The organism is Blautia sp. MSK.20.85, from assembly GCF_013317245.1.
Lineage (GTDB): Bacteria > Bacillota > Clostridia > Lachnospirales > Lachnospiraceae > Blautia_A.
The window spans coordinates 61,620-86,970 of record NZ_JAAIUN010000006.1 but is presented as its reverse complement, the minus strand read 5'-3'; the positions used below and the strand labels follow the sequence as shown (position 1 = coordinate 86,970).

Sequence of the window (25,351 nt, the reverse complement as noted above, 5' to 3'; positions counted from 1 at the left end):
TCCTGTGTAATTCATAAATGCATTTCTCAATGGGTTTTCTTCTGATAAAGAGCTACGCTTTCCCGGAAGCGTTTTTTGTTCAGCTCCCGCATCTGGGAAACCTCGTTTTTCTTTATGAAACCATGGCTTTCCATAAACGCTCTGTGATCCAGCTGGTCCATATATATAGAACAATCGGTATTTTTTTCTGCTAAAATCTGTTTAAGAAGCCCGGTACCGATTCCGTTTCTGCGATAATCTTTGCTCACATAAAGAAAGAGGATATTTGGGGAAGCGGAGTTTTCGCTGGAAATGGTCAATTGTTTTTTCATATCCTGAAGTTTGTTGAAATGTTCCAGATTCTTGCGGCCTTCTCTGGTAAGTTTCAGGCGCAGGAAATGATAGCCTTTTTTCAGACGAAAAACCGGAGCAAAACGGACCTTGGATCCTTTGCCGGTTATAAGCACTCCAACTACCTGATCGCGGTAGGTTGCCACGGTAATACTGTCTCTGGAAATCATATAAGTATAAAACAAAAGTCTGGTCAGGCGTTTTTCTGTATGTGCTTCCTCAAATTCCCAGCGGTCTTTATAATTTCTCCGGATAAATTCCCGGATCAGTGGAAAATCTTCCTTTTCTGCCTTCCTGTAGGCAGGTTCTTTTTTTAATAACATATTTCACATCTCCTGTTTTTTTATAAATAACTATCTTATACTTTAAAAGATGATCTGCAACCAAATATCAACTGTTTCTCAACAATTGTTGAAGTTTATAAAAAAATTTGTGCAAAATAAAAAACAACGGAAACACCTCATTGTAGTAAAAATAAGATGTCCGTTGTTTTCATTTTCAAGATATAATAAAGTATTTATTTTACAGTATAACAGTAAAACGGCAGCCACTTCCGGGAATATTTTCTACAGAGATCGTTCCCTTGCACAGATTCAGGATCTGTTTTACAAGGGCAAGTCCAAGACCGTTCCCCTCCTGTTTATGGGAACTGTCGCATTGGTAAAATTTGTCAAAAATATGTTTCATGGAGTCTTCACGGATCTGGGGCCCTTCGTTTTCTATGGAAAAACGGATCTTTTCCCCTTCCGGCATCATCCGGATATAGATCGTACCACCACAGGGACTGAATTTGATGGCATTGGAAAGCAGATTGTCCCATACATGGCAGATGAGATTCTCATTTCCCAGATACTCCACATCTACCATGTCCACATCAAATTCGAGCTCTTTTTCGGACCATTTCGGTTCCAGCATAACAATGGACTGCCGGATCTGCTCATCCAGGCGGTACCAGTTCTGGCGGGTCTGGATCGCCTGATGCTCAATTTTGGACAATAGCAGGATATTTCCAGCCAGGTGTGAAAGCCTTCCGGTATTAAAAAGGATTTTGTCTATGTACTGTTCCTGCTCTTCTGATATAGGCATGTCACTATCCTGCAAAAGAGTTGCATATCCCTCAATGGCACTGATGGGTGTTTTAAATTCGTGGGAAACATTGGAAACGAAATCTGTCTGCAGAATTTCCGTTGCTTCCAGTTCCTGGACCATCAGATTAAAATTGGAATAAATGTCCTGGATTTCCTTCAGATGTTTTCCGGTTTTTAGTCGGACGGAGAAATCTCCCTCTGCTACCTGCTGCATGGCTTTTTCCAGCTTTAATACAGGGCCAAAATACCGGATACTGAGGAAATTGTTGAGAACGCCCCCTGCGATCACACTGGCCAGGATGATCCATACAATGTACGGAACATCTGAAATATGCAGTACATCCATAACAATCCAGGATATCAGAGATACACAGATAAGCTCCAGCATGATCATAAGTATAAAACGTATGCGGATGCTTAAATTTTCGAAAGGTTTCTTTTTCATGCTTTTACCACCTTATATCCAACTCCACGGATCGTCACGATCTTAAAATCCGGATTATCGCGGAAACGTTCCCGAAGCCTTCCGATGTGGACATCCACAGTATGGGCATCACTTGCGGAATCATATCCCCAGATATCATCCATAAGCTGTTGCCTGGTAAAAATCTTTCCCGGAAAGGATACCATTTTATACAAAAGCATGAACTCCTTCTGAGGAAGAACCATATTTTCCGAGGAGGTGGATACCGTCAGGGAATCGCACTCCAGGATGGTATCCCCGATCCGCTGTTTCCGCTCATTGATCATCTGTGCTCTACGAAGAAGGGCACCCACCCGCAAAACCAGTTCATTGATATTAACTGGTTTTATCATATAATCATCCGTACCGGACAGAAATCCCATACGCATATCATCAAAAGCATCTTTGGCGGTAACCATAAGTACAGGAATGGAATCTCCGGCATCTCTGAGCGAACGGACCAGTTCATAGCCGTCCATGTTTGGCATCATAATATCCGAGATGATCAGATCATAATAGTCTTTTTCCAGGGCATTCAGTGCTTCCTGTCCGTCGGAAACCCCTTTTACCGTATAACCGTTTTTCAGCAGGATATGCTGGAAAAGCTGGCGAAGTTCCCGGTCATCTTCCGCAATGAGAATTTTAAACATTTTTACATCCCTATTCTTTGATCTTTTCAATATCCATGTTTTCAGGAAGGATACAGCTTAAAACAATAGATATGATAAACACAACAGCAACTACATTTTCCGCAAAAACAGACTGTATGATAGACGGGAAAATATCCCAGATCCCGCTTTCACTTGCTGTGGTAAATCCAATTCCCACGGCCAGGGAAAGAGAAACAATGGTAATGTTCCGCTGGGAAAAACCGCAGGAAGCGATCATCTGTACACCAGATGTCAGAATGGAACCGAACATCATAATGGTACATCCGCCCACAACAGAATCCGGAAGTGAAGCGAAAAAGTTTCCGATGGGTGGCAGCAGTCCGGCCAGGATCATACATACAGCTCCTGTCATAATGGTAAAACGATTTACGACTTTCGTCATAGCAACCAGTCCTACATTCTGTGAGAAGGATGTTACCGGAGGACATCCGAACAGGGAAGAGATCGTGGAAGCATAACCATCACAGGCAAGAGAACCGGAAATTTCTTTTCCAGTGATCTCACGGTCCAGTCCGGAAGAAACAAGTGCGGAAGTATCGCCGATGGTCTCCGCCGCAGATACCAGGAAGATAATGCAGGTGGAAACAATGGCTCCTGCATGAAATTCCGGTTTTACAGGAAGCAGATGAGGAAGGGAAATAAAGCCTCCGGATAAGATGGAACCAAGGTCGACTTTTCCCATAAAAATGGCAATGATGTATCCGACTACCAGTCCGGCAAGCACAGATAACTGTTTCAGATATCCTTTGCTGAGTACATTCCAGAGAAGACACACAGCAAGTGTGATAGTACCAAGAAGCAGGCTCTGCGCAGAGCCGAAATCTTCATTGTACCCGCCGCCAAAAGATCTGGCACCTACGGTAAACAGTGAAAATCCAATAGAGGTTACGACAGAAGCGGCAACTACCGGTGTGATGATCTTCCGCCAGTATTTTGCAAGGAGGCCAAGGGTTCCTTCCATGATACCGCCGATCATAACTGCACCGATCACGGCAGGATAACCGTAATTGGCTGCAACCGTACTTAAAACAGTGACAAAGGTAAAACTGACTCCCATTACAACCGGAAGTCTGGAACCGATCTTCCATATGGGGTAAAGCTGGATCAGCGTAGCGATTCCTGCCACAAACATGGCATTCTGGAGCAGGATTGCGATCTGTGCCTGGGTAAGAGCAGGCTGGGCTGAGGCTGCGATCAGCGTGATCGGTGTCAGGTTTGACACAAACATGGCAAGGATGTGCTGAAGTCCAAATGGGATCGCTTTTGCGACAGGGACTCTTCCCTCCAGCTGATAAATGTTGTTGATGCTGCTTTGCATTCTTTTAAATTCTCCCTTCTATTATAGAAAAAGTTACGGAACAATCATAACATAGCTTTGTTGCAGAAACCAGAGGTATGCACGAAAAAATAAAATACCCTCTTGCATTTTCGGAATTTTTACTGTAGAATTATTAATCAGGTAAACACAAATGTATGCCATACCCGAACACTGATTACGAAGATGTAACCAATCTTAACTGTATCAGTGTTTTTTAATATACAATGGGGAAACGAGGAAAAGATTATGGAAAAAAAGCATGAAATGATGAGTCTGGAGGACTCCGAACAGCTGAAAGGCAGAATGAAATTCTTTGAGCAGGAGCTGCTGAAGCATCACCACATTGATCCCAATCTCTATGTGGAATATGATGTAAAAAGAGGCCTTCGTGATTCTGCAGGTAAAGGTGTACTTACCGGTCTTACTGAAATTTCTGATGTTACCGGATATAAGCTGGTCAATGGCAGACGTATTCCGGCAGACGGTGAACTGTATTATCAGGGAATCAATGTACAGGATATCGTAAACGGTCTGAAGGACAGACGTTTTGGCTTTGAGGAAACGATCTATCTTCTGATCTTCGGTAAACTTCCAAGTAAAGATGAGCTGTCCAGGTTCCTGGAACTTCTCTCTGATATGGAAGATCTGGGAGGACGTTTTGTACGTGATGTTGTCATGAAGGGAACCAATGCCAACATTATGAATGCCATGGAGCGCTGCGTACTTGCTCTTTATACATATGATGATAATCCGGAGGATATTTCCGTAGAGAATGTGCTCCGCCAGTCTCTGGAGCTGATTGCCAAGCTTCCTGAGATCGCGGTTTACTCCTATCACGCATACTGCCATTTCCGAAAAGATGAAACACTCTTTATCCGTAATCCGCAGAAGGGACTTTCCCTTGCAGAGAATATCCTGCTGATGCTTCGTCCGGACGGCAAGTATACAGAGCTTGAGGCCAAGGTTCTTGATATCGCACTTGTGCTTCATGCAGAGCATGGCGGTGGTAACAACTCTACATTTACCACACATGTAGTAACTTCTTCCGGAACAGACAGCTACTCTTCCACAGCCGCTTCTATTGGATCACTGAAGGGTCCGCGTCATGGTGGTGCCAACCTGAAGGTCCAGAATATGTTCACAGATCTGAAGGCAAATGTAAAAGACTGGGAAAGTGACGAAGAGATCACGGAATATCTGCAGAAAGTGCTGAATAAAGAAGCCTTTGACCATGCAGGGCTGATCTATGGTATGGGACATGCAGTCTATACCCTTTCTGATCCGCGAGAAGTGATCCTGAAGCGTTTTGCACAGGCTCTTGCAGAGGAGAAAGGCATGACAGACGAATTCAAACTTTACGATAAGGTTGAAGGTATTGCAGGCAAGCTGATCATGGAGCACAGGAAGCTGTTCAAGAATGTCTGTGCAAATGTAGACTTCTACAGTGGATTTGTATATACCATGCTTGGTATCCCGGAAGAACTCTTCACTCCGATCTTTGCCATTGCGCGTATGCCTGGCTGGAGTGCACACCGTCTGGAAGAACTGATCAGTGCAAACAAGATCATCCGTCCTGCTTACAAATATGTGGGACATCATACAGATTTTGTGCCGTTTGATGAACGATAATCAATATGGATAAACGAAAATGGCGGAAGTTTAAGGCTTCCGCCATTTTTTGTTTACCTGTATGAAGTGCAACTCCTGCTTCAAAGTATACATGTTAGCTGCTGCTGTGTGATGCAGTGGATATTTGTCTCATCAGGATCGATCCAATCTTTCAGCCAGATGACCTTGTTGTATCCAAGGCTCTTGGCAGTGAGGCCGATAATTACGCGAAAATCATCCAGAAGAACCTCACTGTTTTTGTATTTGGGATCAAAAAGATCCGCATAAGAAGTAATATCATCGGATATACAGACAAAGGCGGTCCGGTATGAAACCAGATCGCCTTTGATTTGTATATCATCATTAAATTGAGTTTATTTTACTATATTTTTGCAAAAAATCAATATACAGATTTATAAAAAATAAGAATAAAATTAGCAGAAAATTCTGTGATCTGCGCAAAATTACAAAATATTTATAAATCATGTTCTGAATTTTAGCGGAAGCTCTTCAGCCAGTTTACAAGGGAATCATGCCAGATGTTGTCGTATACGGTTTTTTTCATCTGGTCTGTGACCGGTCCGTTTCCTGCCATTTTTGCAAGGATAGCAGCCTGGAGTTCGCCTACGGTCATTTCTTCCGGTGTTTTATCCGGATTCGATACCTCCGCTGCTGTTTCCTGTGAGCTGGAAGCTTCCGCTTCAGGAGTGGATGGAGCTTCTGCTACAGAGCCTGCTTCAGCCGCCTGATTCTCTTCTGTCTCAGGCGCATTGCTTTCGTTCTCTTTTGCTGCGGCAGTTTCTGGAACTTCAACCTGAACCGGTTTATATTCCGGCATATCTCCAGCTGGAAGCCAGATCTCACCACTGTTTGCAGCAATACTGACACGGATCCTTCCGTACTCTACCCGTACTTTTTTACCTGTAAGAGCGCCAACATATTCATCTGCGCTTCCGGTTGGAAGATTCATCTCCGCCTCACTGTCATCATTATTAACGGTAACGATCACGCGTACCCCATCCAGATCCCTGGCAAAAGCAAACTGCCGGTTGGTAAGAGCAAGCTCCGAATAGCTTCCGTAACTTAAAGCAGGCGTACCCTGACGGACTTTACCTAAAGCAGCGATCAGAGCTGTGCATGGATTTTTGGTAACGGCATCTGCATAATCCTTCAGATCAAGTGCCGGTCTTAAACTTGCATCGGAAAATTTCTCTTTTTTTCCATCAATTCCGAATTCAGATCCATAATAAATACTTGGAACACCAGGCAAAGTATAAAGAAGCACATGTACCGGTGCAAAATGTGCCTTATTCTGAAGTTTGGTATGGATCCTCTCCACATCATGGTTGTCCACAAAATTATAAAGATCCAGATCTCCCATATTCTGAAGATATTTTACTGTGTGGGCAATCTCAAAATAGTTGTGATCATTGTGTCCGCTGTAAAGAGCTTTATGAAGGGCGTAGTTGGTTACGCTGTGAAGGGTCTGTCCGTTTACCCAGCGGCTGTAATCTCCGTGGATGACTTCACCCATCAACCAGAAATCCTTTTTGACTTCATCTGCTGTATGACGGAGAACACGCATAAAATCAAAATCCAGGACATCAGCGGCGTCCAGACGGATTCCGTCAATATCAAACTCGGAAACCCAGAAACGGATCACATCACAGATATAGTTCTGAACTTCCGGGTTACGCTGGTTTAATTTCACCAGAAGGTTGTAACCGCCCCAGTTCTCATAGGAGAATCCGTCGTTGTATTCTGTGTTACCGCCGAAATTTACATTACAGTACCAGTTTACGTAAGGAGAATTCTCCCGGTTTTTCTGGATATCCTTGAAAGCAAAGAAATCACGGCCTGTGTGGTTGAATACACCGTCAAAGATCACACGGATCCCTTTATCATGGCAGGCTTTTACAAAATTTGTAAGGTCTTCGTTGGTTCCCAGACGGGAGTCCAGTTTTTTATAGTCGGTTGTCTCATAGCCATGTCCTACACTCTCAAAAAGCGGACCTATATATAAGGCAGTACATCCGATTTCCTTAATGTGGTCGATCCACGGCAGCAGTGTGTTCAGTCGATGTACAGGAGTTCCGTAATCATTTTCTTTAGGAGCGCCTGTAAGTCCAAGTGGATAAATATGGTAGAAGGTTGCTTCGTTGTACCAGCTCATAATATTACACCTCTGTTCTAAAAATTTGTAATTTCCTGATAATTAGAGAAATTACACAAATATCTTCTTTATAATACCAGATTTTTGCAAAATAATCCAGAAACAATTAGACGTTTTTTTCGCAGAAAATCCGGCAGATTGTCAACTGCCGGATCATAACCGAATCAGGCATGTACCCTGAAAGGGGGCAGATATCTGATCAGCAGTATGCTTATTCGTCAAATTCTGCAGTAACAATAAAGCCACGCGGTGTATGCTCAATGCTTTTTATAATCCCTTCTTTGGACTTGATACGGTCTGCGTTTCTATAGCAGCCGGACATGGCTACTGCAGGCTCAATAATGTAGCTGTAGTTTGTAGCAGAGAGAAATTCGGAGATTTTCACTTTATCTCCTACCTGGATCAGTCCCTGCCTTTCCATTTTAAATTTTTCTTCGCGCATAAATATGCCTTCTTTCTGTATGAATATGCAGTATAAATATATCTGCTTCGCTTGACAGATTTTATGAACCAGATGGGATTCGCACCAGAAGCTTCTGGCCGTCTTTTTCTATTACTGTAAGGACAGGAATATGTTTTTTTCGCAGTGCATGGACGATCGGGTACAGAGAAAACATGGCATTGTCTGCGAAAACTGCCTCCGGCCTGTATCGGAGGATTTCTTTCAGCTGGTCTTTTATATGGCTTTTCCATTCTGCTTTTTCCATGGATAGTTCTCCGTAGATCCCGTTCAGAGTCAGTTCCGGAAGCTGAGGAACCGGCAGATGCACGATCCTGGCAGAAGGAAGCTCCGGAAGATTCTGAAGCAGCATGTCAGTCGTATCATTTCCACCAAGGCTTACGATCACAGCTTCCTCATGAAAAGCAGCAAGACTGCTCCGGCAGGCAAGAATGGAATCCTCAAGAGTTCCACAGGTCATGAGAAAACCGCCTTTATGGCAGAAGATCGCACTTTCAAGGCCGGTTACCGAAGCCAGCTCCTCTCCTTCCAGGCCCAGCCAGGAAGAAGGAAAGCTGCATTTATAATTCATGGAATATTCTTTTTTCTGTGGCTGGATACAATAGCCGCCCCGGTTGGATGGAAAGATCACAAAAGCGATATTGGTTTCGGAAAGGCGCTTCTGGCAGGGAATAAATTCCGGAAGTACCAGGATATTGGTATTTTCTGCCGGAGTTTCACCGGAAGCCAGGGCTTCGGTGTGTTCTGCAAGAACTTCTTCCACCCGTCTGTCCGCACGCTCATTTCCAAGGTAACGCTCAAATTTATTTTCCAGGATCATGCCGGCGACACTGACTGCCTGGAAAAATGCCTCGTCATTGCTGCCTTTGGAATCCCATCCAGGATTAAAATTGCCGATGAGCGTGGCAAGTTCGTTTTTTTCACCGGTATTGTCATTGATATCCAATGGCTGGACAAAGGATTCATCGAATTTCTGTGCCAGCTCCTCACCGAGGATTTCCGGCCCGAGTTTTTCCCAGAGAAGACCAAATGCCGCATAGGGAACGCCGTTGTCACGGATACGGCTGTCTTTCTGGTGGTGGTCATACTGCCCTCTTCCAATATCAAAAACAAGACCTTCATAATTTTCCGGAACAATGTTTCCACGTGCGATGGTGATCTCAGGATTCAGATATAAAAGCAGTGCGGCAGAAAAAACATCGTCTGCATGAAATTTTCCGCTGTGGGTAAATGCGGATGCATTTTTCTGTTTGATTTTTTCCAGTAAATGATTCATAAGAAACGCTCCTGTATGTTTATTCTGCCATTCAGTATACCACAGAAATGAAGAATAAACAAAGCCTCCTCACTGGAAGCTAAAAAAGCACTCCATAAGAAGGCATAAATTTCAGATATTCACCGGAATCTGGATTTCCGTAACAAATTTATCGGTATTGTTTGTAATTCCATAATCGATCAACGTGGTTTCTCTGGAAAATCCGGTGATACAGAGTTTTTTCTCTTCAATGTATGCAAGGAGTTTCTGATAATAAGCCGGTGCTTCCCTGTGGCTTCCGCAGAAACGGATGGTTACGCAGGTCTGTCTGGGAAAAGTTTCCGTTTCTCCGTCATATCGGTCTTCCTGATCCAGAAGAAGAAAGATCCGGTCGTAATCCTGAAAAGATTTTTGGGAAAGCTGTTCTTTGGAGATCCCGATTCCGATCTTTCCCATAAAAACCAGAGATTCCTTCTGATTTTCTACCAGTTTTCGGATGGAATTCTCAAGATCCAGATATGTTTTCGGATGCAGGGAATCCCGGAGCCAGACAACGCGGCTTTCGGGAATTTCGACAGTTTGGATCACATCAAGCCTGAAATTCATGGCATCCCGGAGCTGTTCCAGGCGATGGTCGATCTTTCGGGAGATCAGCTCCAGCTCTTTTTGCTTCCTTGCGATCACTTCTTTCTGATGGACCAGCTTTTCTTCGATCACATCGGTATCACGGTTATCCAGAAAAGTTTTGATCTGGGCGAGTGGAAAATCCAGGACTCTGAGATAACGTATGGTGTTGAGAAGCTCAAACTGTCTGGTGCCATAATACCGGTATCCAGTGTCCGGGTCTGTATATTCCGGTGTTAAAAGACCAGCCTGCTCATAGTGGCGGAGAGTCCCCATACTGATATGGAACATTTTGGCTACTTCTCCGATAAGAAATAATTTTTTATCTTCCATTGGAATCTCCTTTGCATCTGGATACAGGACCAGGACCGGCATGGTGTTTCAACCAGAAATAGGCGATCAGGCAGATCAGAACCGAAAGCAGAGAACCTGCCGGCGCTGCCATTCCCATAGGGAACAGCGTATGGGGAAAATATCTGGAAGCCAGATAAGATCCCGGGATACGGACCAGAATAATGGCAATGATATTGTGGATAAAACCAATATAGGATTTTCCATATGCACAGAAATATCCGGTAAAGCTGAAATGGATGCCTGCAAAAATGCAGTCCCAGATATAGGAATGGATATACTGAGTGCCAAGAAGTACGACCGTGTCATCTCCGGTAAATGTCTGAAGGATATGTGGAGCGGTAAACTGAACGATCAATGAGATAATGATTCCGTAAACACTTGTGATCAGGATGCTGTACTGGAGCGTTTTTGCCGCACGGTCATGCTTCCCGGCACCGATATTCTGAGCAGCCAGAGCAGAGACCGCAGCCAGCATGGAAGACGGAACCAGAAAGACAGCGCTGATCACTTTTTCCACGATACCAACAGCAGCTGCGTCATTTAATCCCCTGTGATTGGCGATCACCGTGATCACAATAAATGCAACCTGGATACATCCATCCTGTACAGCTACCGGGATTCCGATTTTCAGGATCTGCGTCATCACACGAGGATCCGGGCGGAAATCTTTTCCTGTAAGATGGATTCCGGTTTCTCTGTGGCGAATGAATATCAGGGCAATGATCACACTGAGAGTTTGGGCAAGTGTGGTTCCAAGGGCTGCTCCGGATGGTCCCATATGGAAAAAGCCAATGAAAACGTAATCCAGTACAATATTGGCAGCACAGGCAATGGCCACAAAATACATGGGAGTTTTGGAATCACCAATGCCACGGAATATGGAGCTGATTATGTTATAAGCTGTAATAAAGGGAATTCCGATAAAACAGATGATAAGATATTGTGTGGTACCTGTCACCGCTTCTGTCGGGATACCGATCAGTACAACAATGGGCCTGACGAGGAGAAGAAGCAGGAGCGTAAAAAGAATGGAAACAGCCATGAATAATGTGACCGTGTTTCCGATAGCTCTGGCTGCGTCCAGCTTCCTGTCTGCGCCGACAGCCCGGCTGATGGTAACGGTTGCGCCCATGGCCAGTCCTACAATAATGACTGTTAACATATGCATGACCTGGCTTCCGTTTGATACAGCAGTGATGGCATCAACATGGTCAAACTGTCCGATGATAAAAAGATCTGCCATTCCGTAAAGTGTCTGAAGAAAATAAGATAACAGGTATGGCAGGGCAAAGTACACAATAGTTTTAAAGATATTTCCGGTTGTAAGATTTTTTTCCATGATTCTCTTTTGTCTGATCGGTCGGATGTATTAGCCGGATGGCAATATTCCCGGTCAGATAACCTCCCGGATATAATTTAAACCTTATAACGGTTGTAATGTCAATGCTTTTTTGCGTGATTTACCATATGAGGAATCGGCTTGCAATCAAGAGGATATTCGCAATCCGCATTCGCTACTTGCTCATAATCGAATAACTGTGAAGCAGTTATTCGATTAAAAAAGGAATCTGCCCTGCGACAGATCCCTTTAAAATTTACGTTCTTTTATGTTTTATGTACAAAATAGGACGTTCATATTCAATTTTATTATAATGCGCAGATAATCTTATCCTGATATGCTGCCGGAACTTCTTCTTTATCCAGAGACATACTGATAATAAAGGAAACTTTGAAGGTTTCACCGATGGCACTTAACTGATCCAGTGTTCCGGTTGCATCCTTTCCTTCAAGTTTGGCTGTTGTAAGGAAGCTGTCCAGATATACCTGCTCCAGATCATGATCCTGAGAGAGGATACCACAGATAAATCCTACGAATTCATCCGCATTCTTAACCGGAAATCCGGAAACATCAATGAGGCGGACTTTGTTGTTCAGCTCATACATGTGCTTGGTGCTTTTGTCTAAGTAAACAATGCTGCCGCTGGCATCCTTCACAGCCCCGTTTACTTTGTCTAACAGTACTTTTGTTTTTCCTTTGCCTTTCTTTCCTACGATCAGTTCAACCATCCTGTTTTCCTCCTTAGACACATATAATAATTTTGAATAAAATTGCTATTGATATGTTTCAAATTATAGTGCATTGTGAATAAAATTGCAAGGGGTTTTTGAAAGAATCTGGTAAATTTTCATCAAACATTATTGTTCTCTCTCATTTTCCATCTGCGCTTTTGCTTTTCTCCCGATCCGGGCGGTACTGTTCATGATACTGGCGCGGGTAACCTTGTCATTTCCGTATTTAAGTCGGATAGAATCCAGGGCTGCATCCAGTTTCTGGCGGCGTTCTTTTTCCCTGATATCTTCAAAGAATGATAATTGTTCAAAGGAGTCGTCGGTAAGTCCGGTAAGTGATACCCCCAGAAGACGCAGCGGCTGTCCTCTCCAGGATTCTTCAAAAAGCTTTCGGGCGTGGAAATAAATTTCGTCGGTGATGTCTGTGGCGTTTTTCAGTTTCATCTGGTGTGATCTGTTCTGGAAATCCAGCGTTCGAAAGGTTACAGAGATGCAGGTACATTTTTTCTTTTTGCGGCGCATACGAGCAGCAAGGACATCGCATTGTTCCAGAAGGATCGGAAGCGCCTGCTCCATGGATACCAGATCATCATTAAAGGTTGTTTCCAGACTGAATCCCTTAGCTTCATCTGGTTTCATTTTTACCGGGGAGTCATCCAGACCGCGGGCGTACCGGTATAACTGCTGTCCTGCTTTTTCACCCAGAAGTGCCTGGATCTTGGGCTTTTTCTCATGGGCAAGATCACCGATGGTTCGTATACCCGCCTCCTTAAGCTTCTTTTCAGAGGATTTTCCAAGGAAAAGAAGATCTCTTACGGGAAGTGGCCACATTTTTACAGGGATCTCTTCCGGGAACAGGGTGTGTACTTTATCCGGCTTTTCAAAATCTGAGGCCATTTTTGCCAGCAGTTTATTGACAGAGATGCCGATATTTACAGTGAATCCCAGTTCGGTCCGTATCTTATCTTTCAGCTCATGGGCAGTTACAATCGGATCCGGGTAAATGTAGGAGGTGCCAGTCATATCCAGAAATACCTCATCAATGGAAAAGGATTCCATCACAGGGGCATAGGATGCACAGATACTTTTGAAAGACCTTGAATATTTATCATAAAGCTCAAAATCTGCCGGAACGGATATCAGTTCCGGGCATTTACGAAAGGCCATAGCCATTGGTTCTCCTGTCTGTATCCCGTATTTTTTTGCAGGGATGGATTTGGCAACTACGATGCCGGTCCGTTTTCTGGGATCTCCACCAATGCAGGAAGGAATTTCCCGAAGATCCGGAAGCCCCTGCTTTACTCTTCGGGTAGCTTCCCAGGAAAGGAAGGCGCTGTTTACATCAACATGAAAAATCAATCGTTCCATACATACTTCTTCTTTCAATCATGATCAAGTAAATTTGAATTGTGAATATCCGCCCGCAATTGCTTAAATAACATCCGATATTCGTCTTCCACTTCCTGGAAAGGACGGACTGTATAATCTATGGGAACACAGACCGATGGTTTGGGCTGCGGCGGTTCTTCGTTGAGAAGAAATTTCAGATCATACCAGAGAAGATCATTATCAATGTTTTTCAGCTGTTGCTCCTCTTTGGCAGAAAGTCCGGTGCCCAGATATTTTTCATATATGATGCAAAGAAGCTTTTCTTCCTGTCGCTGATATTCGGGAAGGCTTTTTTTAAACGGTCTGGGAACATCAGACATATAGCATTCACTGGCATCATGAAGAAGAGCTGCCAGTGCAAGACGTCTTGGCAAGCCACGGGCCATGGCTTCCTTTGCACAGAGGATACAATGCTGTCCTACGGAAAAAAAGGTCTTTACATGGCCATTTCCGCGGCATAAAAGAGAAAGGGCATGTGCGATATCATCTATGCAGATCCGTTCTTTTTCAGGTTGTGTGGGATCAAAATGTTTTCCCGTATAAGTGGTGATACAGTTACTCATGAAATATCCTGCCTTTCTGTGTAAAATACTCGATGGCTACATGGAAATCAATCTTATTGTTTATTATAAACACGAAGGGAAAATGTGTCTACACTGCCCAAAAATAAATTTCATGAAAAACAACAACAGGTTTACAAATACGACTGGTTCTGTGCTATAATACAAAAAAATGACAGGGAGACTGACGTCTATGAAACATATGGAAGAAATGAAGATCGCCGGACTTGCCATGGCATTATGTATTGTAATGCTTGGGATTTATATTGTGGTCCCCAAAGATGGAAACATTTCTCATCTTACGGCAATTCCGGATAACAACGCAGCGGAGCCCGTTCCTGACTCAACTTCACAGGGATCCGTAGATGCAGATTCTGACAGTGCTGATTTTCCAATCTACACGGAAGACAGTTATTACAGTGGATCGGATGATTCCGATGATAACACAGATACCGGTGATCCAGATACCGGAGACGACGGAAATTACGATCAGGGATATACTCCTGATGACGGGAACGTTAATGACACTTCTGATCCAGATACTTCACAGGGAGATGATACCTCCGATAATGATACTGGTGATGTTGTTGATGATGGTACGGATACCGGTGACAATTCTGATTCGGAACTGGATGACAGTAGTTCCGGAGATACCGGAGATGATACCGTAGAAGTCTACTGATCTTCAGAAAACACATGCATAAATAAAAAACAGGTACGCTTCATGAGCAGGTTTGACCAACTCACAGCGTACCTGTTTTTTTATCTGCCTGACAGATGAATCTTATTGTCTGGTTCAGATACTTTTTTTCTTCAGATTAATGTAATCAATGATCAGCTGAGCAGATTGTTCGATGCCCACAAGACCGGTATCAATAGACAGCTGATACTGGTTCGAATCACTCCAGGAGGTATTGGTGCAGGATTTATGGAACTGCTCTCTTTTTTTGTCTGTTTCCCGGATCTGTTTTCGTGCTTCTTTATCAGAAACATGGTCGCGCTCCATAATACGATGTACCCGATGTTCCATATCTGCATGGAGATAAACAGTGGTGACATCTGGCATATCCTGATATATGATATTGGCACATCGTCCGATCATAACAACAGATTTTCCTTTGGTAAGTTCCCGTACCAGGTTGAATGAATTCGTCATTGGATTTCTTTCACCATAATTCATTGCGATGGAATATAACAGGCTGTTTACCGATTTTTCATCAAAGAAATCGCTGTTTTCCTCGAATTTACCGATTTTTTTTGATTCTTCCAGAAGCTTCTTTTTGTCATAAAGCTCCAGTCCCAGTTTTTCTGCCAGCAGAACACCTACACGGTGCCCGCCACATCCACATTGTCTGTCAATTGTAATGATCATTGCCTTGTCCTCCTTATGATGTAATGATTTTCTGTCAGTTGATATTCTGAAGCAATGATGTCATTTCCTGATACAGAACATCTTTGGAAGATGCACCCATAACAATGGAAATAAAAGGCTTTCCGTAAGCATTCTGGCTTAAAAGAGCCAGACAGTTTCCTGCTTTATCCGTTGTTCCTGTTTTTCCACCGAGGATGGTGACATCCTTCGGTGTTGTGGCCTCACCGGTAAGGTAATGGTCAGTAGCGGTTAAGGTAGTACTTGCATCTGAGCCATCCGAATGTTTGTAGGTAACTGTATAGGACGACATCTGCGTGATGTCTGTAAATTCCGGATAATTCAGCGCCTCTTTTAACATCAGATAGATATCATAAGGCGTTGTATAATGATTTTCGTCCTGAAGGCCATGAGGATTGGTAAAATGAGTTCCTGTGCATCCAAGCTCAGCGGCAAAACTGTTCATCATTTCCACAAATTTATCTGTGGAACCGCCTACATGTTCTGCAATGGCAGAAGCTGCATCATTGGCGGAATAGACCAGAAGGCAGTGAAGCAGCTGGTCCATGGTGACCTGGTCGCCTTCCATAAAACCTGCAACCTGTGACCCGGATTCCAGCGTAACATTTTCCTGGGAGATCGTTACGGTATCATCCATATTGCCGTATTTCAGAGCCAGCATTGCGGTCATGATCTTTGTGATACTGGCTGGATATACCTTATTGTAGGCACCTTTTGCATAGAGGACCTTTTTGTCACTGAGGTTCAAAAGAACACCGGACTGGTTATCATCCAGACTGACCGAGTCCAGAGGAACATCCTTGGTAACAACGCAGAGATTCTGAGCAAAGCCCTCTGCTCTCTGTTCCTCTTTTGAGACCAGTGTATTATCAAATTCGGAAAAGGCGTTGAAAGAATTAACCGGGGTGGAAAAATTCCCGCCTTTTAACATGTAGACTCCAAATCCCCCTGCTCCACACAGGACGACCAGCAGAAGAAGCAGAAGAACGGTATTGCGGATCTTTTTGCGGCGCATCCGTTTCATTCTGACTGATTGTGTTTTGCGCCTGGAGGGAACAGCTTTTGCAGATGGATCAGAAACTCTGTCTTTCCCAGCGGAAGCTGTGCGAGTTGCGGCTTTGGAAGACCGATGTCCGGGAGTACTTCCAGGACGTGCAGTTTTTTTCACAGGTTCTTTATGTGTCATAAATATTCCTCTTTCCGAAAGTAGGCATCCTTTTTCTGCTCTTTCTTCTGTAATTCTTTATTATATGCACTGCTCTGCAGTCCTACATTGAGAACAAGTCCCATACCAATGAACAGACTGATCAGAGAGGTAAGACCATAGCTTACAAAAGGCAGCGGAGTACCGGTATTAGGCGCAAGTCCGGTAGCAACACAGATATTGATAAAACTCTGTATGGAAACAATGCTTCCCACTCCACAACATATGATCTTTCCGGCAAGATCCTTGGCCCGAAGGCTCATCCGGATACATTCAAAAGTAATCAGAAACAGCAGCAGCACGATCAGAGTACAGCCAATAAATCCATATTGCTCTCCTGCCACTGCAAAAATAAAGTCTGTCTGATTCTCAGAAACAAAGTTTCCATCATTCACGGAAGTAACACTTGTGTCATTACTGAAAGCACGTCCTACAAGTTCTCCGGAGGCAATCGCTGTTTTTGAGTTGTTCTGCTGTTCAATATCATCCGCATATTCTTCGTTCTCCGGATACAGGAACGACATAATACGGTTTCTCTGATAATCCTGAATCAGTTTCTGATCCGGCTGTACAACAATCGACAGAAAAATAATTGCAAGAGGAATTGCAATCAGAGCCGCTCCTCCGATAATTTTGTAACTGAGTCCTGCAATATAGATCAGAATACAGAACAGAATTACTACAGTAATTGTATTTTTCATATCTGGCTGTACATAGATCAACATTAACGGAATTACCAGAAGAACTGCTGACTGTGCCAGAGTTTTCAATGTATTCAGATCATCTTCGTGATCCATGAAAAATTTTGCAAAAAACAGGATAATGATGATTTTAGATAACTCTGTCGGCTGGAAGCGAATAAAACCAAGATCCACCCATCTTGCTGCGCCGTTGGCACTTGAGCCGAAGAAACGAACCGCCAGAAGCATTACAATATTAAAACCATACATGATCCATTGAAAATTCAGCAACCAGGAGTAGTCCATCAGTGAAAGAAGCAGCATAAAGACTACTCCAATGATTACACCCAGAAGCTGACGGGTGCGAAGATAATCGGCAGCTGTTCCTACAAGATGGATTCCAATAAAGCTGATCGCCAGAAGAAAAACTACCAGACGAAAGTTGTAAAACCGCAGCTTATACTGTTTAATCATAAATTATGCATCCCTTTTCTTAAGTACAGGTATGACAGCATGCAGAACAGGTGGTTCCTGTGAAATCTGTATGGTCACCCTTGTTTCATCAATTACAACGTATTTTTTTACGGTATGTATGAGGTCATTCCGCAAAAGTTTCATCATCTGTGGAGAGCAGTCTATGCGTTCCGATACAAGAAGAAGTTTCATTCGGTCACGGGCATAACCTGCGGAGCGTTTTTTTTCGGAGAAAAACCGCATATTTATTCCTCCCTCTGTGATGAAAAGATAATCTGGCAGTGCTTATTTATCTGCGAAAAATACTGCCAAGCCGTTGGAATACACTGCTTTTTCGCCGGACGGTAGTATAGGGAACATCTTCTCCAATAAGTCGTCGACAGATATTGCGGTATTCCTCCTCTGCCTGTGAATTTTTCCCAGACAGTGGTTCACCCTGATTTGTGGAAATTACAATCTGTTCATCATCAAGAATGGCACCGATCAGATCTACAGCAAGGATTTCCAGGACATCTTCTACTGACATCATATCTCCTTTTGCGATCATTTCAGGCCTGAGCCTGTTGATAATCAGCCGGATATCCCGAATCCCTCCGGATTCCAGCAAACCTATGATACGATCTGCATCACGGATTGCGGAAACCTCCGGAGTTGTTACCACAAGGGCACGATCTGCACCGGCTACCGCATTTTTAAATCCCTGTTCAATTCCGGCAGGACAATCCAGAAGAACATAATCAAATTCCTCCCTGAGATCGTCCGTAAGCTTGATCATCTGTTCCGGTGATACAGCAGTCTTGTCCTTTGTCTGTGCAGAAGGAAGAAGGTACAGATCCTGATGCCGTCTGTCACGGATCAGAGCCTGTTTCAGGCGACAGCTTCCATTGATGACATCTACCAGGTTATAAACAATACGGTTTTCAAGTCCCATAACAACATCCAGGTTTCGAAGTCCGATATCCGTATCCACAACAGCAACCCGTTTTCCCATGGCCGCCAGCCCGGTCCCGATATTTGCTACCGTAGTGGTTTTACCCACGCCGCCTTTTCCGGATGTAATGACAATGACCTCACTCATATTTTCTGATTCCTCCCATTAAAATGTTCCACACTTCTGGTATCCTCATAAAGTTTGTTTAGTCATTCGATACATTACTGGTGTCGCTTGCGGCATAACCAGTGAGAATGGTGCTTTCATCTGCAAGTCCGAAAATGTATTTAAAAATATCATTAGCTGCAAGGCAGGCATTACCGGATGCATATCCGTTTGCGATTCGAACGGATATTGCGTATTTCGGTTCGGAAACCGGAGCATATCCCACGAAAAGAGCATTATTTGGATGATAGTAATCAATTTCGGCAGTACCGGTTTTTCCGGCAACTTCCACACCAAGTCCGTTAAACTGATCATGAGTCTGCACTACACGGTACATACCATCATGGATATCATCCCATATATTGCTGGAAATGTCCAGCTGTCCCTCTGTTTCAGAAGGATATTCCTTGATCAGTTTGCCCTTGGAATCTGTTACACGGTCCAGCAGAGAAAGCTTGTAGATCGTACCGGATGTAGCAATCGTTGAAGCATATCTTGCAAGCTGGCTGGTGGTAAACATATTCGTACCCTGTCCCATATAGGAAGGAACTGCGTTTTTGTCTGAAATCTGAGGAGAAGCTTCAGAAATTTCAATGCCAGTTTTTTTGTCGAGTCCCATAAGGGATGCATACTTCTGAAGCATACCAAGACTTCTTGCTTCAGAAAAGTTTCCTTCGGAATCTTTTCCAAGTTCAAAACCGATCGTACTGAAAAATACGTTACAGGACTGCTCGATCGCTCCACGGATATCCAGAGCTCCGTGCCCCTGTTTATTCCAGCAGTTGATCGGTGGTGTTACAAGATCGAAACTTCCTGTACATTCAATATAAGTACCGTCATCGATAACACCTTCTGACATGCCTGCAACGGTAGATAATATCTTCAATGTAGAACCTGGAGCCGTTCTCTGCTGTGTTGCCTTATTAAAAAACGGACTAGAAAGATCAGTTGATAATTTGGCATAATAATCAGTATCCATATTATTGGTCAGTCTGTTATTATCATAACCAGGATAGGAAACGCAGGCAAGAACATCTCCACTTGTAGTATCAGTAATAACAGCAGATGCAGAACATGGTGCCAGTGCAAGCTGAGCTGGAGTGATCTCAAGACTGGCAATCTTTCGATACATAAAGGTATATGCATCCAGACCTCCGGAAAGCATTGTCTGATACAGCTCATCTTCTTTGGAAAGAACTCCCTGTTCATACAGAACAACACAAAGTTCTTCACCACTGATGGTGTCTTCCTGAAGCATATATTTGTACAGAAGCTTGGAGAATCCGGTATCTGTCTTCAGATAGTCGATAATATAATTTGTCAGTGCCTGATAGATTTCTTCAGAATCCAGATATTCATTAGAAGTGGAAATCTGAGAAATATCAATCCAGTTCTGACTGGCAGCATAATTCAGATAATCTTTCAAACTGATGCTCTCATCATTTTTCCATGCTTTATATGTTTCATCAGAGGTATCAATGGAATCACTTTTCAGTATGTTTAATGTGTTTGTTAAAAGATCATCACAGATATAGGTAAGATATTCCTGCATTTGTGAGTCTTCGTCTTTATATGCCGGAGGATTATCTCCTGTCAGCCTGTTACTTATTGTATCAAAAACCTGTTGCTGTTTTTGCTGAAATTTGGCATATAAATTTTTTTCTGTATCGGATGCATCATCGTTACTGAATTTATTGATATCAATAACGCTGTTGGCAATAAGAGCATTATATACAGAGTAGATTGGAATTGTGATTTTACTTGCGTCTTTCTCTGCTTCATAATCAAAACTCTTATCAGGGGTCAGTTTGGAAAGAACAATACCGGCTACACGCTGCTCAAGAATCTGGTAAATACTCTTCTGCCAGTCAGAATCAATGGTGAGATACACATCGTTTCCGGCTATTGGCTCAACAGTTTTGGAATTATCAATATCAAGAACTTTTCCAAGATTATCAACTGTAACGGTTTCTTCACCGTCTTTTCCCTGAAGCTGAAGTTCCATATACTGTTCAATCCCGGCTTTTCCGACAATGGCATCATTGGAATAATCTGGATTATCTTTCCGAAGAGTTTCCAGTTCTTCAGAAGAAGCCTGACCGGTATAGCCAAGAATCGGTGCCATACTCTCATCTTCCACATATTGCCTTGTGGAATCTTCCACAATATCAATTCCCTGAAGTGCGGATTGATTTTCTTTTATGGCAGCAACTGATTTTTCGCTGACATTCGTTGCAATCGTTACCGGCATATATTTTTTGAAACTGTTCGTATTCAGCTGATAGCGCATGATCGCAATTTCAAGGATTTCCTGTTTGGTAAGCTCTTTGGGGAGAGAATGCGCTGCCAGCTCTTCGTCAGTATAGGCATCTTTTCCGTAGAGTACAATGGAAAATCCATTGCTTCCTGTAAGATAATCCATCATTTGTGCTGCAGTTGCGTTTTTCTGCTCATCACTCAGATTATCAATCTGTGCTTCACCATAAACATCTGCACGAAAACGGTTCAGAGTAAAACCTTCCTCCACATCGAAAGCATAATCACCGTGATCATTAACAATAATATGAAAATTGTCGGCCAAACTGTCCCCGTTTTTGGAGAGAATCTGCAATACCTGGTATGCGATACCATTTAATGCCAGATTTTTTTCACGTGTGCTGTTATATGTTCCACTATCTTCAAAAGTAACAGAATAGGCAAGAACATTGGAAGCTACAACAGTGCCGTTTCGGTCATAGATATTTCCTCGTGTACTTTTGATCACACGTGTTTTTGTGGTACGTGTCTGAAATTTACTGATATAGTCTTCTCCCTGTATGATCTGCAGGCTGAAAAGCTGCCGAACAAGAACAGATGAAAGAAAAACAAATACGATCACAAGAACAGTAGTACGTTTCAGACGGATTTTTTTGATGATTTTTTTTATTTTAATTCCCAAATAGACTCACTTTCTTTCCTTACAGTATCCATTAAGTGGTAGTTGATCCAGTAAAATATCCGATATACGATAATTGTGAGAAAAACCGTATAAACAATCTCGGGGATAATAATTCTGTATATGTAGGTCAAAAATCCAAGTCGGCCCCGGAGAAGAAACTGAAGGCCGTATACAGACAGATTATAAAGAAGATCTGTTCCTGCTACAAGAAAAAGCGGAACTTTCAGATCATCATCATAAAAGCTGCGGAATGCGTAGCCGCTGATATATCCTGCATACATATAAATCAGCGCATAGAAACCAAACAGTGATCCGTAAAAAAGATCAATAAAAAGTCCTGAAAAAAATCCTGTCCAAAGTCCGACTTTTCTTCCGCGCATCAATCCCATGGCTACACACAGGATCAAAGGCAGGTTTGGCGTAATGGAACCAATGGAAATGTAATCCATTATTGTACATTGCAGGAGAAAACAGACAATAATGGTAATAAATAATACTATTTTATTTTTCATTGGACGCATCCTCCGTTTTGTCTATTGCGTCCTGTTTATTGACGGTAATGACAAACACATCTTTCAGATGGCCGAAATCAACGGGTGTAACGATCGTACCTGTTTTTGTCAAGTTATTGGGATCCTGTTGGATTTCGCTGACATAACCGATAAACAGTCCTTCCACGTATTTTTCGCTGATATTTGAAGTGACAATACGTTCTCCCACGGTTACTTTGTTATCCTGGTCATAGAGCTGTTCAAAACTCAGTTTTCCCTCATCGATCAGCTCCAGATCTCCGGTAACAACGCAATTATCAGAAGTGCTGACAGCCATGGCACTGACATTACTGCTGTCATCAATAATGGAACGAACGGTAGCCCATGATGGGCCAACTTCCGTGACGATCCCGACAAGTCCTTTTCCTGCAATTACGTTGTTGTCAACATGGATTCCATCATTAGTACCTTTATTGATCATAAATGTATCGTACCAGTTGCCTGGATCTTTGGAGATGATCCTTGCCGCAACTTTTGGATAATCAGTGTATTCCTGATCAAGATTATAAAGTTCTTTCAGCCTGGTAAGTTCTGTCTGATCCTGGATCAGGATATTATTCTGTTCGGTAAGACTGTTGATCTGATTTTTAAGTTCCTCGTTTTCCTGAAGTACGTCCTGCTTATCACGAAGACTGTTTTTTACATCTCCGAACATATTACTGACACCGGAAATGCCCTTTTCAAAGGGAACAACCAGAAATCCGGCCACATTCTGCAGAGGTGCTGAAGTTGTTCCGGAAGCTGCGGTAGCAACAATACAGCTTCCACAGAAAAGTGTCATGATTACCAGAAGATGTTTGCTTTTTAAATTAAAATGAAAACGCACTTTTTTTCGGATGTTTTTCATTATATATGCCCCTTTACAGTTTTTTCTGCTTTACAGGCTGTGCCCATCTGCGCAGTTCTCTGTCGTGAATGATCTTTTCCAGTCCATGTACAGCAGAAGTTTCGTACAAATCAGAAAGATTAAAGGCAAATCCTGTATAACTTGCCAGATAGTTGTCGATATATGGAAGTCGAGTACTGCCACCGGTAAGGTAAATTCCCTCTTTTGCAATATGATAGGCAATCTGTGGTGGTGTACGTTCCAGAAATGTTTTCATTTCTGCCGCGATCTGATTTACGCAATTGGTGATTCCCTCATTAACAACATAGGCGGAAACAACTTCTTCTCTGGGAAGTCCGGAAACGCTGTCGATTCCTACAACTTTCCGGGCTTCCTTTTTCTGGTCGTTAAGCCGTCCCATGACTACTTTCAGGCGTTTGGCCGTACGTGTTCCGATCTGCAGATTGTAATGTTTACGAATCTCACTGCAGATGGATTCATTCATCTGCCGGCCTCCAAGAGGGATCTTACGGCTTATGATGATCTTGCCATCTGTAAGGATTGAAAATTCTGTACTCTGTGCACCAATGTTTACAACCATACTGCCTTCATTTTTTTCAAGATTGATGTTCATGGCTACCGCATCTGCAATCGGAGATTCTACCATGAAAACCCGGTTTTTTCTAAGCCAGTGTCCATTGACCAGATGATAGTAGGCTCTTTTTTCAATGGCCGTCATATCAAGAGGAACCGAAAAAAACATATCCGCACCAAGGCCGGATGTATGATCGATCTTTTTCAACATGCTGTAAAGTACGATTTCCTGTAATTCGAGATTCGCAAGCATTCCAAAAGCCATGGGAGAATCTACAGAAATATCCGAAGGTGATTTTTCAAACATTTCATAGGCCTCATTTCCAATAGCAAGGATTCGACGCCCCCGGTAGGCAACCATGTTTTTTTCTATGTAAGTTTTATTTCTGAAAAAAGAATAGACTTTTACAGAGCTGCTCCCCAGGTCTACCCCGTAATTATTTCTAAAAAGCATAAATCTGCCCCTTCACTTAATATACTCATCAAAAATCCCCTTTTCCCGGAAACTGATGTACCTGTGATCTCCAATGATAATATGATCCAACAGATGGATTCCAAGAAGCTCACCAGATTCGAAAACCCGTCTGGTGACTTCCAGATCGGCCTGACTGGGGGAAGGATCACCGCCTGGATGATTATGCACAAGGATCAAATTTACAGCATGATATTTTACAGCTTCTACAAAAACTTCTCTTGGAGTGATCAGTGTGGCGGTGGCAGTCCCACGGCTTAAAAGCTGCTCTCCTGTGAGATGATTATGTCCGTCCAGCATCATACAGTACAATAATTCCTGTTCTTCGTGACGAAGCTGTTCCATATAATACTTTGCAATTGTGACAGGATGCTGAAAAGACAGTTCCGGCTTCGCTGCAGCAGTTGCCATACGTTTGGAAAGCTCCCCGATGCATTTCAGCTGTATGGCTTTTACCTTGCCAATCCCATGGATCTTCATCAGCTCCGGTACAGAAGCATGAAACAGACCCAAAAGTCCGGAATGACCTGTTTGTTCCGATAAATTAAGGATTTTATCAGCCAGTGTCAGAGAACTTAATCCCTGTACGCCACAGCGCAGGATCACAGCAAGAAGCTCACGATCGCTTAAAGACTGTTCTCCCTCCCGAAGACATTTTTCATACGGGCGCTGATAATCTGGCATTTCCATTATAGTATCTTTCATATGATTTCCCTTTTCGCTCTCGAAGAAGGGTATGCAAAATTGCAGAAGTTATTTTAGC

The 25,351-nt window shown here is 43.1% G+C and carries 25 protein-coding genes; 3 read left to right on the top strand and 22 right to left on the bottom strand.

Going from position 1 to position 25,351, the window contains the following annotated elements; all coding sequences use genetic code 11:
* Positions 1-26 precede the first annotated feature (26 nt).
* The 4 genes from G5B12_RS05170 to G5B12_RS05155 form a co-directional block, all read right to left on the bottom strand.
* On the bottom strand, positions 27-653 hold the full coding sequence (locus G5B12_RS05170; protein ID WP_118070032.1) for a GNAT family N-acetyltransferase: 627 nt from the start codon (positions 651-653) through the stop codon (positions 27-29).
* Positions 654-852: 199 nt separating this feature from the next.
* Positions 853-1,863 carry a HAMP domain-containing sensor histidine kinase gene (locus G5B12_RS05165; RefSeq protein ID WP_021978024.1) on the bottom strand — a complete coding sequence of 337 codons (1,011 nt, stop codon included), beginning with the start codon at positions 1,861-1,863 and terminating at the stop codon, positions 853-855.
* Positions 1,860-2,531: a response regulator transcription factor gene (locus tag G5B12_RS05160; protein ID WP_021978023.1), complete on the bottom strand. Its 672-nt coding sequence runs from the start codon at positions 2,529-2,531 to the stop codon at positions 1,860-1,862. Before G5B12_RS05160 ends, G5B12_RS05165 begins: the two co-directional genes overlap by 4 nt.
* Positions 2,532-2,541: 10 nt before the next feature.
* On the bottom strand, positions 2,542-3,870 hold the full coding sequence (locus G5B12_RS05155; protein WP_174087850.1) for a uracil-xanthine permease family protein: 1,329 nt from the start codon (positions 3,868-3,870) through the stop codon (positions 2,542-2,544).
* 246 nt (positions 3,871-4,116) lie between these two features.
* Here G5B12_RS05155 and G5B12_RS05150 point away from each other — a divergent pair, with 246 nt between their 5' ends.
* Both G5B12_RS05150 and G5B12_RS05145 read left to right on the top strand, forming a co-directional pair.
* Positions 4,117-5,499: a citrate/2-methylcitrate synthase gene (locus G5B12_RS05150; RefSeq protein WP_244096044.1), complete on the top strand. Its 1,383-nt coding sequence runs from the start codon at positions 4,117-4,119 to the stop codon at positions 5,497-5,499.
* A 116-nt stretch (positions 5,500-5,615) separates the two neighbouring features.
* Positions 5,616-5,810 (top strand): hypothetical protein, encoded by a 195-nt coding sequence (locus G5B12_RS05145; RefSeq protein WP_118070029.1) that lies wholly within the window; start codon positions 5,616-5,618, stop codon positions 5,808-5,810.
* 164 nt (positions 5,811-5,974) lie between these two features.
* Here the strand turns inward: G5B12_RS05145 and G5B12_RS05140 are convergent, their stop codons facing one another.
* The 8 genes from G5B12_RS05140 to G5B12_RS05105 all read right to left on the bottom strand — a co-directional run bounded on the left by G5B12_RS05140 (position 5,975) and on the right by G5B12_RS05105 (position 14,366).
* A complete protein-coding gene (locus G5B12_RS05140; protein ID WP_118070027.1) occupies positions 5,975-7,651 on the bottom strand; it encodes an alpha-amylase family glycosyl hydrolase in 1,677 nt (558 codons plus the stop codon).
* 211 nt (positions 7,652-7,862) lie between these two features.
* Entirely contained in the window at positions 7,863-8,093 is a 231-nt protein-coding gene (locus tag G5B12_RS05135; RefSeq protein WP_021978019.1) for a hypothetical protein, read from the bottom strand.
* 61 nt (positions 8,094-8,154) lie between these two features.
* The gene (locus G5B12_RS05130) at positions 8,155-9,387 is read right to left on the bottom strand and encodes an MYG1 family protein (protein WP_118070025.1); all 1,233 of its coding nucleotides are present in this window, start codon (positions 9,385-9,387) and stop codon (positions 8,155-8,157) included.
* A 111-nt stretch (positions 9,388-9,498) separates the two neighbouring features.
* The gene (locus tag G5B12_RS05125; protein WP_202031869.1) at positions 9,499-10,323 is read right to left on the bottom strand and encodes a MerR family transcriptional regulator; all 825 of its coding nucleotides are present in this window, start codon (positions 10,321-10,323) and stop codon (positions 9,499-9,501) included.
* Complete coding sequence (locus G5B12_RS05120) at positions 10,313-11,683, bottom strand: MATE family efflux transporter (protein WP_174087848.1); 1,371 nt, start codon at positions 11,681-11,683, stop codon at positions 10,313-10,315. Before G5B12_RS05120 ends, G5B12_RS05125 begins: the two co-directional genes overlap by 11 nt.
* Before the next feature lie 308 nt (positions 11,684-11,991).
* Positions 11,992-12,411, bottom strand: a complete 420-nt coding sequence (locus G5B12_RS05115; protein ID WP_021978015.1) for a hypothetical protein — start codon at positions 12,409-12,411, stop codon at positions 11,992-11,994.
* A 129-nt stretch (positions 12,412-12,540) separates the two neighbouring features.
* Positions 12,541-13,782 carry a Y-family DNA polymerase gene (locus tag G5B12_RS05110; RefSeq protein WP_174087847.1) on the bottom strand — a complete coding sequence of 414 codons (1,242 nt, stop codon included), beginning with the start codon at positions 13,780-13,782 and terminating at the stop codon, positions 12,541-12,543.
* Positions 13,783-13,796: 14 nt separating this feature from the next.
* Positions 13,797-14,366 (bottom strand): hypothetical protein, encoded by a 570-nt coding sequence (locus tag G5B12_RS05105; RefSeq protein ID WP_174087846.1) that lies wholly within the window; start codon positions 14,364-14,366, stop codon positions 13,797-13,799.
* 190 nt (positions 14,367-14,556) lie between these two features.
* On the opposite strand from G5B12_RS05105, the gene G5B12_RS05100 reads away from it, so the two are divergent.
* A complete protein-coding gene (locus tag G5B12_RS05100; RefSeq protein ID WP_174087845.1) occupies positions 14,557-15,045 on the top strand; it encodes a hypothetical protein in 489 nt (162 codons plus the stop codon).
* A 114-nt stretch (positions 15,046-15,159) separates the two neighbouring features.
* Here the strand turns inward: G5B12_RS05100 and G5B12_RS05095 are convergent, their stop codons facing one another.
* From G5B12_RS05095 to radC, 10 genes are read right to left on the bottom strand one after another with little or no spacing between them, the layout of a single operon-like run.
* Complete coding sequence (locus G5B12_RS05095) at positions 15,160-15,735, bottom strand: cytidylate kinase-like family protein (protein WP_174087844.1); 576 nt, start codon at positions 15,733-15,735, stop codon at positions 15,160-15,162.
* 34 nt (positions 15,736-15,769) lie between these two features.
* Complete coding sequence (locus G5B12_RS05090; RefSeq protein ID WP_118063832.1) at positions 15,770-16,939, bottom strand: D-alanyl-D-alanine carboxypeptidase family protein; 1,170 nt, start codon at positions 16,937-16,939, stop codon at positions 15,770-15,772.
* Entirely contained in the window at positions 16,936-18,111 is a 1,176-nt protein-coding gene (locus G5B12_RS05085) for an FtsW/RodA/SpoVE family cell cycle protein (RefSeq protein ID WP_021978009.1), read from the bottom strand. Before G5B12_RS05085 ends, G5B12_RS05090 begins: the two co-directional genes overlap by 4 nt.
* Positions 18,112-18,114: 3 nt before the next feature.
* Entirely contained in the window at positions 18,115-18,354 is a 240-nt protein-coding gene (gene minE / locus G5B12_RS18275) for a cell division topological specificity factor MinE (protein WP_021978008.1), read from the bottom strand.
* 46 nt (positions 18,355-18,400) lie between these two features.
* Positions 18,401-19,189, bottom strand: a complete 789-nt coding sequence (gene minD, locus G5B12_RS05075; RefSeq protein ID WP_022427288.1) for a septum site-determining protein MinD — start codon at positions 19,187-19,189, stop codon at positions 18,401-18,403.
* A gap of 58 nt (positions 19,190-19,247) precedes the next feature.
* The gene (locus G5B12_RS05070; RefSeq protein WP_118063830.1) at positions 19,248-22,145 is read right to left on the bottom strand and encodes a penicillin-binding transpeptidase domain-containing protein; all 2,898 of its coding nucleotides are present in this window, start codon (positions 22,143-22,145) and stop codon (positions 19,248-19,250) included.
* A complete protein-coding gene (gene mreD / locus G5B12_RS05065) occupies positions 22,130-22,657 on the bottom strand; it encodes a rod shape-determining protein MreD (RefSeq protein WP_021978005.1) in 528 nt (175 codons plus the stop codon). The genes G5B12_RS05070 and mreD overlap by 16 nt, the downstream gene beginning before the upstream one ends.
* Positions 22,647-23,543 carry a rod shape-determining protein MreC gene (gene mreC / locus G5B12_RS05060; RefSeq protein ID WP_118070009.1) on the bottom strand — a complete coding sequence of 299 codons (897 nt, stop codon included), beginning with the start codon at positions 23,541-23,543 and terminating at the stop codon, positions 22,647-22,649. Before mreC ends, mreD begins: the two co-directional genes overlap by 11 nt.
* Positions 23,544-23,556: 13 nt before the next feature.
* Entirely contained in the window at positions 23,557-24,570 is a 1,014-nt protein-coding gene (locus tag G5B12_RS05055) for a rod shape-determining protein (protein WP_021978003.1), read from the bottom strand.
* Positions 24,571-24,582: 12 nt separating this feature from the next.
* Positions 24,583-25,293, bottom strand: a complete 711-nt coding sequence (radC, locus tag G5B12_RS05050; RefSeq protein ID WP_021978002.1) for a RadC family protein — start codon at positions 25,291-25,293, stop codon at positions 24,583-24,585.
* Positions 25,294-25,351: the final 58 nt, after the last annotated feature.

Coding starts and splice junctions, on each gene's coding strand:
- G5B12_RS05155 (WP_174087850.1), bottom strand. CDS start 3,870: ATGCAAAGCAGCATCAACAACATTTATCAGCTGGAGGGAAGAGTCCCT.
- minD (WP_022427288.1), bottom strand. CDS start 19,189: ATGAGTGAGGTCATTGTCATTACATCCGGAAAAGGCGGCGTGGGTAAA.
- G5B12_RS05140 (WP_118070027.1), bottom strand. CDS start 7,651: ATGAGCTGGTACAACGAAGCAACCTTCTACCATATTTATCCACTTGGA.
- G5B12_RS05085 (WP_021978009.1), bottom strand. CDS start 18,111: ATGATTAAACAGTATAAGCTGCGGTTTTACAACTTTCGTCTGGTAGTT.
- minE (WP_021978008.1), bottom strand. CDS start 18,354: ATGCGGTTTTTCTCCGAAAAAAAACGCTCCGCAGGTTATGCCCGTGAC.
- G5B12_RS05095 (WP_174087844.1), bottom strand. CDS start 15,735: ATGATCATTACAATTGACAGACAATGTGGATGTGGCGGGCACCGTGTA.
- G5B12_RS05165 (WP_021978024.1), bottom strand. CDS start 1,863: ATGAAAAAGAAACCTTTCGAAAATTTAAGCATCCGCATACGTTTTATA.
- G5B12_RS05100 (WP_174087845.1), top strand. CDS start 14,557: ATGAAACATATGGAAGAAATGAAGATCGCCGGACTTGCCATGGCATTA.
- G5B12_RS05135 (WP_021978019.1), bottom strand. CDS start 8,093: ATGCGCGAAGAAAAATTTAAAATGGAAAGGCAGGGACTGATCCAGGTA.
- G5B12_RS05125 (WP_202031869.1), bottom strand. CDS start 10,323: ATGGAAGATAAAAAATTATTTCTTATCGGAGAAGTAGCCAAAATGTTC.
- G5B12_RS05170 (WP_118070032.1), bottom strand. CDS start 653: ATGTTATTAAAAAAAGAACCTGCCTACAGGAAGGCAGAAAAGGAAGAT.
- mreC (WP_118070009.1), bottom strand. CDS start 23,543: ATGAAAAACATCCGAAAAAAAGTGCGTTTTCATTTTAATTTAAAAAGC.
- G5B12_RS05110 (WP_174087847.1), bottom strand. CDS start 13,782: ATGGAACGATTGATTTTTCATGTTGATGTAAACAGCGCCTTCCTTTCC.
- G5B12_RS05130 (WP_118070025.1), bottom strand. CDS start 9,387: ATGAATCATTTACTGGAAAAAATCAAACAGAAAAATGCATCCGCATTT.
- G5B12_RS05120 (WP_174087848.1), bottom strand. CDS start 11,683: ATGGAAAAAAATCTTACAACCGGAAATATCTTTAAAACTATTGTGTAC.
- mreD (WP_021978005.1), bottom strand. CDS start 22,657: ATGAAAAATAAAATAGTATTATTTATTACCATTATTGTCTGTTTTCTC.
- G5B12_RS05105 (WP_174087846.1), bottom strand. CDS start 14,366: ATGAGTAACTGTATCACCACTTATACGGGAAAACATTTTGATCCCACA.
- G5B12_RS05090 (WP_118063832.1), bottom strand. CDS start 16,939: ATGACACATAAAGAACCTGTGAAAAAAACTGCACGTCCTGGAAGTACT.
- G5B12_RS05150 (WP_244096044.1), top strand. CDS start 4,117: ATGGAAAAAAAGCATGAAATGATGAGTCTGGAGGACTCCGAACAGCTG.
- G5B12_RS05160 (WP_021978023.1), bottom strand. CDS start 2,531: ATGTTTAAAATTCTCATTGCGGAAGATGACCGGGAACTTCGCCAGCTT.
- radC (WP_021978002.1), bottom strand. CDS start 25,293: ATGAAAGATACTATAATGGAAATGCCAGATTATCAGCGCCCGTATGAA.
- G5B12_RS05055 (WP_021978003.1), bottom strand. CDS start 24,570: ATGCTTTTTAGAAATAATTACGGGGTAGACCTGGGGAGCAGCTCTGTA.
- G5B12_RS05115 (WP_021978015.1), bottom strand. CDS start 12,411: ATGGTTGAACTGATCGTAGGAAAGAAAGGCAAAGGAAAAACAAAAGTA.